General features: G+C 67.6%; 11 protein-coding genes, 1 tRNA gene and 1 pseudogene. 5 read left to right on the top strand and 8 right to left on the bottom strand.

Annotated features, from left to right (window positions below; genetic code table 11):
- A partial coding sequence (locus ACPXB3_RS13325; protein ID WP_425727859.1) for a DUF222 domain-containing protein occupies positions 1–824 on the top strand: 824 nt, incomplete at its 5' end.
- A 138-nt stretch (positions 825–962) separates the two neighbouring features.
- Here ACPXB3_RS13325 and disA read toward each other — a convergent pair.
- Positions 963–2,078, bottom strand: coding sequence for a DNA integrity scanning diadenylate cyclase DisA (gene disA / locus ACPXB3_RS13320; RefSeq protein WP_425705167.1), 1,116 nt, complete (start codon positions 2,076–2,078; stop codon positions 963–965).
- A gap of 87 nt (positions 2,079–2,165) precedes the next feature.
- Between disA and ACPXB3_RS13315 the strand changes: the two genes are divergently transcribed.
- Positions 2,166–2,735: a PaaI family thioesterase gene (locus ACPXB3_RS13315; protein ID WP_425727857.1), complete on the top strand. Its 570-nt coding sequence runs from the start codon at positions 2,166–2,168 to the stop codon at positions 2,733–2,735.
- 24 nt (positions 2,736–2,759) lie between these two features.
- Here ACPXB3_RS13315 and radA read toward each other — a convergent pair whose 3' ends face one another.
- From radA to ACPXB3_RS13285, 6 genes are all read right to left on the bottom strand, one after another.
- On the bottom strand, positions 2,760–4,145 hold the full coding sequence (gene radA, locus ACPXB3_RS13310; protein WP_425705169.1) for a DNA repair protein RadA: 1,386 nt from the start codon (positions 4,143–4,145) through the stop codon (positions 2,760–2,762).
- 61 nt (positions 4,146–4,206) lie between these two features.
- Entirely contained in the window at positions 4,207–6,015 is a 1,809-nt protein-coding gene (selB, locus tag ACPXB3_RS13305; protein WP_425727855.1) for a selenocysteine-specific translation elongation factor, read from the bottom strand.
- The gene (gene selA, locus ACPXB3_RS13300) at positions 6,016–7,386 is read right to left on the bottom strand and encodes an L-seryl-tRNA(Sec) selenium transferase (RefSeq protein ID WP_425727853.1); all 1,371 of its coding nucleotides are present in this window, start codon (positions 7,384–7,386) and stop codon (positions 6,016–6,018) included.
- A gap of 40 nt (positions 7,387–7,426) precedes the next feature.
- Positions 7,427–7,522, bottom strand: a tRNA-Sec gene (locus tag ACPXB3_RS13295).
- Between the two features lie 77 nt (positions 7,523–7,599).
- Positions 7,600–8,406, bottom strand: a complete 807-nt coding sequence (locus ACPXB3_RS13290; protein WP_425727852.1) for an SDR family NAD(P)-dependent oxidoreductase — start codon at positions 8,404–8,406, stop codon at positions 7,600–7,602.
- Positions 8,403–9,206, bottom strand: coding sequence for a TetR/AcrR family transcriptional regulator (locus tag ACPXB3_RS13285; protein WP_425705173.1), 804 nt, complete (start codon positions 9,204–9,206; stop codon positions 8,403–8,405). Before ACPXB3_RS13285 ends, ACPXB3_RS13290 begins: the two co-directional genes overlap by 4 nt.
- Positions 9,207–9,249: 43 nt before the next feature.
- Between ACPXB3_RS13285 and ACPXB3_RS13280 the strand changes: the two genes are divergently transcribed.
- Complete coding sequence (locus ACPXB3_RS13280; RefSeq protein WP_425727851.1) at positions 9,250–10,593, top strand: DUF445 domain-containing protein; 1,344 nt, start codon at positions 9,250–9,252, stop codon at positions 10,591–10,593.
- A gap of 95 nt (positions 10,594–10,688) precedes the next feature.
- Here ACPXB3_RS13280 and ACPXB3_RS13275 read toward each other — a convergent pair.
- Positions 10,689–11,114 (bottom strand): annotated as a pseudogene (locus ACPXB3_RS13275) (SDR family NAD(P)-dependent oxidoreductase); the annotation flags it as partial.
- A gap of 288 nt (positions 11,115–11,402) precedes the next feature.
- On the opposite strand from ACPXB3_RS13275, the gene ACPXB3_RS13270 reads away from it, so the two are divergent.
- Together ACPXB3_RS13270 and fumC are read left to right on the top strand one after the other, a co-directional pair.
- Positions 11,403–13,052 carry an NAD-dependent malic enzyme gene (locus ACPXB3_RS13270; RefSeq protein ID WP_425705175.1) on the top strand — a complete coding sequence of 550 codons (1,650 nt, stop codon included), beginning with the start codon at positions 11,403–11,405 and terminating at the stop codon, positions 13,050–13,052.
- Complete coding sequence (gene fumC / locus ACPXB3_RS13265) at positions 13,049–14,491, top strand: class II fumarate hydratase (RefSeq protein WP_425727850.1); 1,443 nt, start codon at positions 13,049–13,051, stop codon at positions 14,489–14,491. The genes ACPXB3_RS13270 and fumC overlap by 4 nt, the downstream gene beginning before the upstream one ends.
- The last annotated feature ends 27 nt before the right edge of the window (positions 14,492–14,518 follow it).

Raw genomic sequence — 14,518 nt, 5'->3', positions numbered from 1 at the left:
CGTGGTCCTCCGCGGGCATGACGCCGGCCCAGATCGCCGAACACGCCCGCACCATCGCCAACGAACTCGCCGCCGACGACGGCAAGCCTGCCGCCGAAGACAAGACGATCAACGAACTCGGCTACCACAAAACCGATGACGGCCGTTTGGATGTGCGCGCCAACCTCGATGCCGTCGCCGGGGAGAAACTCCACAGCCTCGTCGAATCGCTATCCGCGCCGAAACCCCAACCCGACGGCTCGCACGATCCACGCTCGGCCGATCGTAAACGTGCTGATGCTCTCGAGACGATCCTCGAGCTTGCCGAGAAGGGTCTCGCCGATGAGACGGTGTCGTGCAAACCGACCGGTGGCGTCCTGTTGACGATTCCTGCCGACACCCCGAAATTGTCCGCACTCGAGTTCATGGGATCGGTGACACCTGCGACCGCGAGAATGTTGGGTTGTGATGCCGCGGTCACCGTCGTCATCGTCGACGGCGAACAGGTGCCACTCAACGTCGGACGGGAGAAGCGGCTGTTCACGCCTTCGCAACGAAAAGCGTTGCTGCTCAGGGATAAGTGCTGCGTGAAATGCGGTGCGCCGGCATCGCGAACGCAGGCACACCACCTTGTGTCGTGGGTTGATGGTGGTCCCACCGACCTCGACAACGGGTGCCTACTGTGCACGAGCTGTCACCACGACGTCCACGACAGAGGGTGGGACGTGGTGATGGGCTTCGATCGGCATCCGTGGCTGATACCGCCCGCCACAGTTGATCCCAAACGACGACCACAACCGGCCTACAACCGACGCACCCTACGACTCGACAGTGTCGCTGCCTGAAACTGGCTGCCTGACGCCGGCTGCCTGACCGTGCTCGTCTGAAACACGCTCACCCACAATGACTTTCTGACCCTGCACCCGGCCCGCCGGGACCGCAATTGTTGTTTGAGAACTTCATAGTTGGGGCCCGACGACGTCCTAGTCGTAGCGCTCGATACTCGACTCGGCCAGGCGGGAGAGTCCCTCGCGGATGTGGCGGGCCCAGATGCTGCCGATGCCCTCGATGGCCTGCAGATCCGCGGCTGAGGACGCGAGCAGTGCCTGCAGTGTGCCGAAGCTGCGGACCAGCCGATCGACGTGGGCGAACTGCAGACGCGAGATGCGGGCCAACATGCGGTAGCCGCGCGGACTCATAGTGGTGTCCTGCGCATCGATCGTCGTCGGATAGCCGAATGCTCCGGCCAGGAGGGTGAGGTCGAGGAGATCGGTGTCGGAGAGCTGCTCGATCGTCTCCAGCGTGTGCCGCACCTCTTCGGTCGTCGCGGGCTCGGGGCTGGCGTAGTAGTCGCGGACGAGAAGCTCACGGACCGTGTCGTTTTCGGAGATGAGCTCCTCGAGCTGCAGACTCACCTGCCGGCCGTTGGTGCCCAGTTCCAGGACGTACTCCTCGATCTCGACGCCGACCCGGCGCACCATCTCCATGCGCTGCGCCGTCGACATCGCGTCGCGCAGCAGGACGTAGTCTTCGATCTCGGCCCGGCCGAGTGCCGACATCACCTCATCGAGGCGGGCCTTGTACCGCTCCAGAGTGGACAGCGCGACGTTGGCTCGCGAGAGGATCGGGTCGGGGCTCTCGACGACACGGCGCAGACCCTCGGCGTAGACGCTGACGATCGACATCGACGCACTCACCGAGATGACCGGATACCTGGTCTGGATGGCGGTGCGCTCGGCGGCACGATGGCGGGTGCCGGACTCCTCGGTGGGGATCGCCGGGTCGGGGACCAGCTGTACGTTCGCGCGCACGATCCGCTTGCCGTCGGTGGAGAGCACCACCGCGCCGTCCATCTTGGCCAGCTCCCGCAACCGTGTCGGGGCGAACTCGACGTCGAGGTGGAAGCCGCCGTCGCAGATCTTCTCCACGTCGGAGTCGTGCCCGAGCACGATCAGGGCGCCGGTGCCGCCGCGCAGGATGCGCTCGAGCCCGTCGCGCAGCCCGGTACCGGGTGCCACCCGCACCAGCGTCTCCTTGATCAGCGCCGAGCGTGCGGCATCGGTGCGGCCGTATTGGTCGGTCCTGGGTCCGTCGACCATCGCTGTCCCTTCGTGGAAGATTCGCGGCCGGTCTCGCAGGTGGCCGGGGATCGGCGTGGCCGGCGCGCATGACTAGGGTATCGGGACGTGAACACCGCACCGCGACCCGATCGGCCAGGCTTCGCCGTACCCGATGACCTGGACCCGCTTACGCGCCATCCGAAGGCGGTCGCCCCCGGAGCGCAGATCCGGATGCACAACCCGATGTGTCTGGGCTGCGGCGAGGACGCGCCCCGCGGTTTGCACCTGGTGGTGCGGGCCGGCGAGGGCTTCAGCGTCGAGACCGAGATGGACGTCGAACCGTGGATGGAGGGCGGACCCGGCGTCATCCACGGCGGCGTGCTCTCCACCGCCTTCGACGAGGTGATGGGCACCGCTCCGCTCCTGGTCGGGCCGTCTGCGGTCACCGTGCACCTCGAGGTGGACTTTCTCGCCCCGGTGCCCGTCGGCTCTCGTCTGCAGCTGACCGCGCGGCTGCTCGGCCGGCAGCGGCGCAAGATCTACGTCGAGGCGACCGCACATATAGGGGACCCGGATTCCCCGGTGGCCGTGGGTCATTCGATCTTCGTCACGATCAATCCGCGTGAGCACTTCGCCGAGCACGTCGACAACAGCCAGATGGCCGAGGAGTACAAGCAACGCCTCGCGCGGCCGTGAGCGACCGAGCCCGGACTTCCGACGTCAGAATGGCGCGTCGACGACGCTGAGCACCGTGCGGAAGACTGCGGTGGACGCCTGCCCGAGGTCGGCGACCCGGGTGACCTTGATGTCGTCGGGAATCTTCTCGTCGGTGCCCGCCGGGATCACGATATGCCGGAACCCGAGGCGCTTGGCCTCGGCGATGCGCCGGGCGACGGCCGACACGCGGCGCACCTCCCCGGCGAGCCCCACCTCACCGACCACGGCCGTGGTGCGCGGGATCGGCCGCCCCTTCATCGCCGAGAACACGGCCAGCGCGATGGCGAGGTCGGCGGCCGGCTCGGTGACGCGCATCCCGCCGACGGTGGCGGCGTAGACCTCGCGCTCATGCACCGCGAGCTTCAACGTGCTCTGCAGGACTGCGAGGATCATCGCCACCCGCGGTGAATCGAGACCGGAGACCGCACGACGCGGAGTGGCCATGCTCGTCGGGGTGGTCAGGGCCTGGATCTCGCCGGCCAGGGCGCGTTTGCCGTCCATCGTGATCAGCGTGACCGAGCCGCTGACATCGGAGCCGTGCTGGTGGACGAAGATCCCCGACGGGTCGCGGACCTCGTGGATGCCGTCGTCACGCTGCTCGAAGCAGCCGACCTCGTCGGACGCGCCGAAGCGGTTCTTGATGCCCCGCACCATGCGCAGCGCGGAGTGCCGGTCGCCTTCGAAGGAGAGCACGACGTCGACGAGGTGCTCCAGCGATCGCGGGCCGGCGACGGCACCGTCCTTGGTGACATGGCCGACCAGGATGATGGCGATGCCACGATTCTTGGCCAGCGACACCAGCGCGGTGGTGACCGCCCGGATCTGGGTGACCCCGCCGGTCACCCCGTCGGTTCCGGTGGCGACGACGGTTTGCACCGAGTCGACGATCATCAGCGAGGGTGCGACCTCGTCGACGTGGCCGAGGATGGTGGCGAGATCGGATTCGGCTGCCAGATAGATGTTTTCGTGGACCGCGTCGGTACGTTCGGCGCGCAGTCGCACCTGTCCCGCCGATTCCTCGCCGGTGATGTACAGCGCGCGCCGCCCACCGGTGGCCCAATGCTTGGCGGTCTCGAGCAGCAGCGTCGACTTGCCGACCCCGGGCTCGCCGGCGAGCAGGATCACCGAGCCCGGCACCACCCCGCGGCCGAGTACCCGGTCGAATTCGCCGATGCCGGTGGGGATGGCGGTCGAGGTCCCGGCATCGACGGACGTGATCGGTACCGCAGGGCTGGTCGGGGTGACCGTGGTGGTGGTGCCGCCCGGTGCACTGATGGTGGTGACCTCGTCGAAGGTGCCCCACGCATGGCATTCCGTACAGCGGCCGACCCATTTGGGAACCTGATTGCCGCATTCGCTGCAGCGGAAGCTCGACTTGGGTTTGGCCACGCGCCTCAGACTACGGCCGGGCGCCGACAAGATCGGTGCACCGATCCCCAGGCGTGGCGCATCACCGGACGACGACGCGGTGCCCGGCGTCGAGGCGCCGCGTCCAGCCGCGCGCATCGAGGTGCTCGAGCAGCGGGATGGCGACGCGGCGGGTGGTGCGCAGTGCCTGTCGGGCCGCGCTGGTGGTGAAGGGCTGATCGAGTCGCGCGAGGACGGCCATCGCGCGGGCGGGTGCACTAGGGGCGAGCACCACGCCGGCGCCCAGGCGCAGCAGGCGATGCGTGCGTTCGGCGGCGGCGAGTTCGCGCTCCGCGAGCCCGAGTGCTGCCAGGTCGTCGGCCTCGGGTGCGGCGAACGGGTCGTCGGCGAGGCGGCGTTCGATCGCGGCGACCGCCTCCTCGGCCGCGCCGAGGTCGCTGGTGCGGCCGGGCATGGCGAGGTATCCGGCAGCGGATTCGACGCCGGCCTCGGCGATCACCGCGTCGATGAGCGGCGCCGCGCCGGGCATGCCGAGCAGGTCGGGGACCGCCGCACGCGAGATGCCGGCCGACAGGGGGTCGTCGCGATGAAGTCGTTCGACCGCGGCGCGCAGGGCAAGTCCCCAGTCGGCGAGGGCGGCGGCGTCGACCCACCAGTCGCCGATGACCCGGATGGTGTCGGGGACCGGCCCCGACGGGTCGACGAGGCCCAGGCGGTGCAGATGGGTGGTGGTGACCGCGCGGCGCCGCATGACCTCGGCGAGCACGTCGCCGTCGGGGGAGCGGTCGGCCAGCGCGGCGGCGCGCCGGGCGGCAGCACCGCGTCGTTCCAGCTCCGGCGGTTCGGCGTCGACGACCTGCCCGCCGCCGACGATGCGGGTTCCCGGGTCGCGCAGCACGATTCGGTCGCCGACGATCAGCGGCAGCGGCCGGTCGAGGTGTACGCGCGCGTGGTCGGCGTCGAGGGGACGCAGCCGCGCCGGGATCGCCGCACTGCCCACGTGGGCGATGAGATGGGACGGCGCGTCGGTGAATCCGTCTCCACTGACCCGGCGGATGTCGACGACGCCGGTACGCCGCCAGACGTCGGGGGTCAGCAGGATCGACCCGCGGGCGATCTCGTCGGCGCCGATACCGCGCAGGTTGAGTGCCACCCGGCTGACCGGACCGATATGGCGCCGGTCGCGTTCTTCGCTCTGCAGTCCGCGTACGGTGACCCGACGCACGCGGTCCGAGGCCGGGAGCTCCGGCGTCGCGAGGTCCAGCGTGTCGCCGACGTGTACGGTCCCGGCGGAAAGCGTTCCGGTGACCACGGTTCCGGCGCCGGTGATCGTGAAGGAGCGGTCGATCCAGAGCCGGATCGGTCCGGTCTCGGGGGCTTTCGGGGCGTCGGTGAGGACCGCGTCGAGGGCGGCCCGCAGTTGCGGCAGCCCGCTTCCGGTGGCGCCGGAGACGACCACCGCCGGGGCGGTGGCCAGCCCGGTGCCCGCCAGCCCGGCGCGCGCCTGTGTGAGCGTCTCGTCGATCCGTTCCGCCGACGCGAGATCGGTTCGGGTGAGCACGATCAGCCCGCGCTCGATACCGAGTGCGGCGATCGCATCGCGATGATCGTCGGACTGCGCCTGCCAGCCGGCGTCGGCGGCGACCACGAACATCACCACCGGGGCATTGCCGAGACCGGCGAGCATATTCGCCAGGAACCGCTCGTGGCCGGGCACGTCGACGAATGCGACGTCGGCGCCGGAAGACAAAGTCGTCCAGGCGAATCCGAGGTCGATGGTCAGTCCCCGGCGCCGCTCCTCGGCCCACCGGTCGGGTTCGATCCCGGTCAGCGACCGGATCAGGGTGCTCTTGCCGTGATCGACGTGACCGGCGGTGGCGACGACGAACACCTATGTGGCCCCTGGGTTTTCGGCGTCGTCACCGGTGTTTCCGCCGACGTGGGCGACCGCACGGATCGCGGCGAGCACGGCGTCGTCGTCGGATTCGGGAATGCACCGGAGATCGACGAGGCATGCTCCGTCGTGCACCCGGGGCAGCACGGCCGGGTTCCCGACCCGCAACAGGCCGGCGAGGTGATGTGGCAGCCGGATCGCCCAGCCGGGCAAGGGAACCCCCGGGGCGCCGCCACCACCGACACGGCCGTCATGCGCGACGACGGGCGCGTCGAGTTGTGCGGCGAGCGCTTCGGTGCGTTCGCGGAGCCGGGCCGGGTCCGTGTGCAGGTAGCTGGTGACCGGCGGAAGTGGCCCGTCGAGGGTGGCCTCAAGTGCGGCCAGGGTGAGTTTGTCGGTCCGGACCGCACGGGCCAGTGGATGTTTCGACAGCCGGGCGATGAGATCGGCGTCGCCGAGCATGATCCCGGCCTGCGGACCGCCGAGAAGTTTGTCGCCGCTGGCGATCACGAGGTCGGCCCCGGCGCGCAACGCCGAGGTGGCGTCGGGCTCGTCGGGCAGCAGCGGGTCGGGCCGCAACAGCCCGGAGCCGAGGTCGGCGACCAGCGGGACACCACGCTCGGCGCAGAGCTCGTGCAGCTGCGGCAGACCGACCTCGCTGGTGAAGCCCTCGACACGGAAGTTGCTGGGGTGCACCTTCAGTACGCAACCGGTGTCGGGGCCGATGGCGTCGGCGTAGTCGCGCAGATGTGTGCGATTGGTCGTGCCGATCTCGCGGAGCCGGGCACCGGTCGATGCCATGAGATCGGTGAGCCGGAAGCCTGCACCGATCTCGATCATCTCGCCGCGGCTCATCACGACCTCACGGCCGATGGCCAGCGCGGTGGTCGTCAGGACGAGCGCGGCGGCCCCGTTGTTGACGACGAGTGCATCGCCGGCGGCCGGGCAGGCGCGCAGCAGGGCCTCGCGGGTGCTGGTGCCCCGACGCGAGCGGGTACCGGTGACAAGATCGAGCTCGACGTCGACGTATCCGGCTGCGGCGAGGACAGCGTCGCGCGCCGCCACCGACAGCGGGGCCCGGCCGAGGTTGGTGTGCACGATGACGCCGGTCGCGTTCAGCACCGGCCGGGCACTCGTCGGTGCACGCGCGGCCAGGGATTCGGCCACGGCGCGTGCCACGTCGGCCGGATCGATCTCCCCGACCCGTGCAGCATCTTGCGCGCGCCGGACGGTGTCGCGAACAATATTGTCGCCCAAGTGCTTTCGCGCGCCGGCGATGGCCGGGTCGGCGAGCAGGTGATCGGTCCGCGGAATGTGGCGGCGCGGGTCGGGCGCGTCGGCCTCCGGAGTCTTCGGGTCTGCCGTCACCGCACCTCCTCGAGTCGCAATCCGGCGGTGTCGCCGACGGTGGCGGAGGCGGACGGGAATCGAACCCGCCAGACCGAGATACTCGATCTCACCGGTTTTGAAGACCGGGGGGACCACCAGGAGCCCATACGCCTCCATGCCGTCTGCCAACCAGCGGTCGGGTAACCGCCGACTACCAACTTAGAGGACGACGGACCTGTTTGTCTGCGGAGGTCAGATCGGTGGATAGAGGGTTCCGCCGCCGAAGGCGGCACGATGCGAGTCCGGTTGCGCACCATCATTGTTGGTGATGCCGTGCGCGTTGCCGTATTCGGCGCTGATCAAGGTGTGGCCGCTGCGCACACGCAGGCCGGTGTCGTCGGCAAGTGCCGCGATCACCCGGCCGACGAATTCGGGATCCTCGGCGCGCTGCAACGAGAAGCCGGCGAACTCGTCGACCCCCAGAGACAGCAGCAACTCGGTACGGATCAGTCCGAGCCACAACGAGATCGCGGTGACGCCGGTGCCCTCGAGTTCGACGGCCATGTCGGCGGCCATCTTGTCCAGCGCGGCCTTGCTCATCCCGTAGAGCACCGAATGCAGGTGACCGCGGGCCCCGAACGACGAGATGTTGACGATCAGGCCGTGCCCGGCCGCCACCATCGTCTGTGCGGCGTGTACCGAGGCGACGTAGTGGGCGCGCAAACCCACGTCGATCAGCGAATCCCAGTCGCCGACCGGCCGCTGCCAGAACGGCTCGGAAAATCCGCCGAACCCACGTGGAGCCGCCCACACGTTGTTGACCAGCAGATCCAGCCGCCCCGCCTCCCGCTCGACGGTCCGGAAGACCTCGGCGACGGCGTCGTCATCGGTGTGGTCGCATTCGAGTATCCGGGCGCCCTGCGGTCCGCGTGCGGTGCGGGCGGTGGTGTAGACGGTCCAGCCCGCATCGAGCAGCGCGGTGGCGACTCCCAGGCCGACACCGCGGCTGCCGCCGGTCACCAGGGCCACCCGGGATCGGGCCGTCTCGGCTGAGGTCATCGGCCGGTCATCTCGTCGGCGTCGGGGTCGGCATCGAGATCGGGCAGCGGCGGCGGGGCGGACATGAAAGCCTGCTGCGAGCCGTTGACCGCGGCGATGCCGACGATCGAGCTCCACACCATCATCGTCAGATAGTCGATGAGATCGTCGACGCCGATCGCGCGGTCGGCCATCCACCAGTCGACGGCCCGTCCGACCCCGCCGACGAGTGTGTAGCCCCACACCTGCGCCCCGGCGGTGTCACCGCCGCGTTCTGCCAGCCGGGTGGCGATGGTCCCGGTGAGCAACTGGGCGACCAGCTTCTCCGATTCGGCCGAGGTCACCGATGAACTCGGCGAGGCGGACAGCGCGAACCGGTACAGCTCCGGCTCGTCGGCGACGGCGTGCACGTACACGCTGACCACCGTCCGGGTCAGGGTGTACTCGTCGACGTCGTCGGTGACCGTCTCGATCAGCCGCGGCATCAGGGTGGTCTCGAAGAAGCGCACCGTCGTCGCCACCCCGAGATCGTTCTTGTCGGCGAAGTAGCGGTACAGCACGGTCTTGGAAACGCCGATGTGGCGGGCGATCTCGTCCATTCCGACGTCGGCGCCGAGTGCGCGGACCGCGGCGATGGTGCCATCGGTGAGCTCGGTACGCCGGGCCCGCTTGTGCGAATCCCAGCGTTGGCGGCGGCCGTCGGGTTTGACCCGGTCCTCGGGCGCCGGACCCAGCAGCGCCTGCTCGATTCCGCGCGTCACATTCGTCGCGGCCGACACCGCGGCACGCGCCGCGGAGGCCGGGCTGGGACGATTTGCCATCACCCGGTCAGCGTAGTCGCTGCCTACGGGTAGAACTGGATGGGTGTCAACTGTGACTTCGGACGTTTCCGGCACCGGCAGGCATCGGGCCGAACCGGCGAACGCGCCCGGGTTCTCCTCGGGCGATTCCGCGTCCGACGATCGCCGGCGCCGCGACCTGCGGAAGATGAAACTCGTTGCCACGAGCTTCCTGGTCGTCGCCGCCATCGTCTATCTGTTCACCCGCTACCTCGAGCATCGCGACGGTGCCGACGTCTCCGGCTGGGTCGGCTACGTGCGTGCCGCGGCGGAGGCGGGCATGGTCGGTGCCCTCGCGGACTGGTTCGCCGTCACCGCGCTGTTCCGGCATCCGCTGGGTCTGCCCATCCCGCACACCGCACTGATCCGGAAGAAGAAGGACGACATCGGCGATCAGCTCGGCGGCTTCATCGAAGAGAACTTCATGACGCCCGAGGTGATCGTGCAACGGGCCGAGCAACTCGATCTGCCCCGCCGGATCGGTACCTGGCTGGCCGACCCGCGCAACGCGCCGCGTGTGTCCGACGAGGCGGCCCGTGCGATCAAGCTGGCCTCAGAGATGTTGCGCGACGAGGACATCGAGCAATTCATCCAGGCCGTGCTGCGGTGGGCGGCCGAACCCGAATGGGCGCCGCCGATCGGCCGCATCCTGCACCAGCTCATTGCCGAGGACCGCCTCGAGCCGGTGTTCCAGCTCCTGTGCGATCGTGCTCATGACTGGGCGCTGGGCAGTGGGGACCTCATCAACCGGGTGGTGGAGGCCGATGTCGGTCCGGCGTGGAAACCGAAGTTCGTCAGCAATATGGTCGGCGACAAGATCTATCGTGAGCTGATCGACTTCACCTACAAGGTCCGTTCCGACCCCGATCACGAGATGCGGCGGTCGATGCACCGGTTCGTCGAGCAGTTCGCCGACGATCTGCAGAACGACCCGGAGATGGTGGCCCGCTTCGAGAACATCAAGCGCGAGCTGGTCGGCAGCGACGCGGTCGCCGGCGCGGCATCGACGGCCTGGAACACCGGCAAGGCCGTCATCGAGCAAATGCTCGCCGACCCGAACAGCACGCTGCGCAACACCCTCGCCGACGCCGTCATCCGCCTCGGTATCCGGGTGCGTGATGACCGCCCGCTGCAGGAGAAGATGAACGGATGGGTCGCACGTGTCGCCAATCACGTTGCGAGCAACTACTCCCGCGAGATCATCTCCGTGATCACCGAGACCGTCCGCGGCTGGGACGCCGACGACACCAGCCGCAAAATAGAACTGCAAGTCGGCCGCGACCTGCAATTCATCCGTATCAACGGCACCGTGGTCGGGTCGTTGGCCGGGCTGGCGATCTACAGCATCTCGGTGCTGATCTTCCACTGATCGCCGCCCGCGGCGAGTCGGCGCGCGCTGCATGCACTCTGCTTGCGCCTGCTAGCACCGGAGTCGATACTGGGGTGCGTGAGGCACCGGAGGTGAGCGTACGGAGTCCACCCAGGATTCACGCGCATGCCCGCACCCGAATTGAGGAAGACGACGTGCCCGCCGCGCGCCCGGAGCGCGGGTAGCAGCAGTCGGGTGAGCTCCGCGGCGGCGACGAGGTTCACGTCGAGGACGTGCCGCCATTCGTCGACCGGTGTGTCGGCGACGTTCTCCAGGCTGCTCGCGACACCCGCGCAGTGCACCAGCACGTCGAGTGAGCCGATCGCTTCGACGGATGCTTCGAGCGTGTCGTAGTCGGTGAGATCGACCGGAAACGTCGCCGAACCGTCCAACTCCATTGCGAGAGAGTCGAGTTCAGCACTTCCACGACCTCGTAGCAGAAGATCGTAGGTGGGTGCGAGAGCGCGCGCGATCTGCGCACCTACGCCGCGGCTGGCTCCGGTTATTAATGCGGTGGACATACTCGTCAGCCTATGGGCCGCCGATCAGCCGCCGGATCCGTTCAGTATCTGAAACCGTTTCCAGGCCAGGAGTTTCGGCCTCAAGGGCGTAGACCTTTAGGCGCGCCGGTGTCATCTATTCGGGGGAACTAATGTCACATTATGTGCCATCAAGGACGGTATCCGGGACGACATTGCTTCCGAGCCTGGCCCCCATCTCGCGCGTGCGTAAGGCTGGATTCTGCTACCGGTCATATTTCTCTTGATTTGTGCCCGGCCTGCACCCGTGTTCCATTCAAGGAGGAATCTGTGCCCAATAGCCCGACCGTCAGTACCGATCCGCTGCGTAACCGCGGAACTGCGTTCACCGTGGATGAGCGTGCACGCCGCGGCCTGATCGGTCGACTGCCGTCTGCGGTGGAAACCCTCGATGAGCAGGCTGCACGGTGCTACCGACAGATCAGCGGTTATTCCACCGACCTGCAGAAGTACACCTACCTCGATCAGCTGCAGGACCGCAACGAAGTGCTGTTCTACAAGGTCATCGTCGACCATCTCGCGGAGATGCTGCCCATCGTGTACGACCCCACGATCGGCGACGCGATCAAGCAGTGGAGCAACGACTACCGCGATTCGCGGGCCGTCTACCTCTCCATCGACCGCCCCGATGATGTGCGCGCGTCGTTCACCGGACTTGGCCTCGGCCCTGACGACGTTGATCTCATCGTGGTCTCCGACGCCCAGGAGATCCTCGGCATCGGCGACTGGGGCGTGAACGGCACGGACATCTCGATCGGCAAGCTCGCCGTGTACACGGCTGCCGCCGGGGTTGACCCGGGCCGGGTGATCGCCGTGAACCTCGACGTCGGCACCGACAACGAGGCCCTGCTGAATAGCCCCGAATACCTGGGCAACCGCCACGCGCGTATCACCGGCGACCGGTACAACGACTTTATCGACCTCTACCTGAAGACCGCGTCTGAGCTGTTCCCGAACGCATTGCTGCACTTCGAGGACTTCGGCCCCAGCAACGCGCGCCGCATTCTCGAGGAGAATCGCGACACTTACCGGATCTTCAACGACGACATGCAGGGCACTGGCGCCATCGTCATGTCGGCAGTGTTCTCCGGGCTCAAAGTGACCAAGCAGACGTTCGCTGAGCAGCGACTGCTGGTCTTCGGCGCCGGCACGGCAGGCACCGGCATGGCCGACCAGATCAGCGCCGCGATGATTCGCGACGGGCTGAGCGAGGACGAGGCGAAGGCACGCGTGTGGCTGGTCGACGTCGACGGGCTGGTCACCGATGACATGGCGGATCTGCCGAACTACCAGGCGGCGTACGCGCGGCCTGCGGCCGAGGTCGCCGACTGGTCGCGGACCGACGGGCGGATCGACCTGCTCACCGTCGTGAACGAGGTGAAGCCGACGATCCTCATCGGTACCTCGACGATGCACAACGGCTTCCCGAAGGCCGTCGTCGAAGCGTTGGCAGCCGGTGTCGAGCGCCCGATTCTGCTGCCGCTGTCGAACCCCACCGAGCGCATCGAGGTGATGCCCGCGGACGCTGTGCCGTGGTCGGAGGGACGGGCACTGGTCGCCACCGGAATCCCGGTGGATCCGGTGTCGTACAACGGTGTCGACTACAACATCGGCCAGGCCAACAACGCCCTGCTGTACCCGGGTCTGGGCCTGGGCACCATCGTCTCGGGAGCCAGTCACGTCACTGACGGGATGTTGCTCGCCGCGGCGAAGGCGGTCGCCGACCAGGTCGATCCGACCGCGCTGGGTGCATCGCTGCTCCCGGCGGTGGATAACTTGCGCGCGTCGTCTGCGATCGTGGCACTCGCGGTCGCCAAGCAGGCGATCGAAGAAGGTGTGTCCACCAAGAGCTACGACAGTCTTGTGCAGGCTGTCGAAGACGCGATGTGGCAGCCGGTTTACACGGAGCTCGCCGAATGAGCGACGACGCCGCAGCCACACCGGAGATCCTGGATCTGGCGATCGGGATTGATGCGACCGGTGAACGTCATGAAACCGATTCGATGGGCGGCATCGACGTGCCGGCCGACAAGTACTGGGGCGCACAGACCCAGCGCTCGTTGCAGCACTTCTCGATCGGTAACGACAAGATGCCACACGAGGTCTACCGTGCCTATGGCTATGTGAAGAAGGCTGCCGCCCAGGTGAATGGTGCGGCCGGTCGACTGCCGGGTTGGAAGGCCGACCTCATCGCGCAGGTCGCCGACGAAGTGATCAGCGGCGAACTGGACGAGCATTTCCCGCTGTACGTCTGGCAGACGGGTTCGGGAACCCAGTCGAACATGAACGTCAACGAGGTGATCAGCAACCGCGCGATTCAGCTCGTCGGCGGCGAACTGGGGACTAAGGATCCGGTGCACCCGAACGATCACGTCAACTTGGGGCAGTCGTCCAACGATTCCTTCCCGACAGCGATGCACATCGCCACCGTGAAGGAGATCAACGAGCGCCTGCTGCCGGCCATGATCGACCTGCAGGCAGCCTTCGCCACGAATGCCGACAAGTGGGGCGACGTGGTGAAGATCGGTCGCACCCACTTGCAGGATGCGACCCCGGTGACCGTCGGGCAGGAATGGTCGGGCTATGCGCGGCAGATCGAGCAGGGCATCGAGCGTCTGAAGGGTTCGCTTCAGGGCCTGTACGAGCTCGCTTTGGGCGGAACCGCCGTGGGCACGGGCCTGAATGCGCCGGAGAACTTCGACGTCGATGCCGCGGCCAAGATCGCCGAGCTCACCGGGTATCCGTTCGTGACCGCCGAGAACAAGTTCGCCGCTCAGGGCGGCTTGGATGCGATGGTCGGGGCGAGCGCGGGACTGCGTGCCTTGGCTGTGCCGTTGATGAAGATTTCCAACGACATTCGGTGGCTGGCGTCCGGACCCCGGTGCGGTTTCGGTGAGCTGATCCTTCCGGCGAATGAGCCGGGCAGCTCGATCATGCCGGGCAAGGTCAACCCGACCCAGTGCGAAGCAATGGTGATGGTGTGCATTCAGGTGCTCAGCGAGGACACCTGTGTGGCGTTCGCCGGTTCGCAGGGCAATTTCGAACTCAACGCCATGCGTCCGATCATCATCAACAACGTGCTGCACTCGGCGCGAATTCTCGGCGATGCCGCGGTCAAGCTGCGCGAGTACTGCATCGAGGGCACGCAACTGCACGAGGAGCGGATCGCCGCACTGCTGGAGCAGTCGCTGATGCTCGTCACGGCGCTGTCCCCGGTGATCGGGTACGACAAGGCCTCGGCGATCGCGCACAAGGCGAACGACGAGGGCACCACGCTGCGCGAGGCTGCCCTTGCGACCGGATATATCGATGCGGCGACCTTCGACGACGTCGTGGATCCGCGCAAGATGATCGGCTAGTCATCGATCGCGAGACGGCCCCGGCCG

Source organism: Gordonia sp. DT219 (genome assembly GCF_049847065.1).
Classification (GTDB): Bacteria; Actinomycetota; Actinomycetes; order Mycobacteriales; family Mycobacteriaceae; genus Gordonia.
The sequence above is the reverse complement of the archived record's forward strand: the minus strand, read 5'-3'. Positions and strand labels throughout refer to the sequence as shown.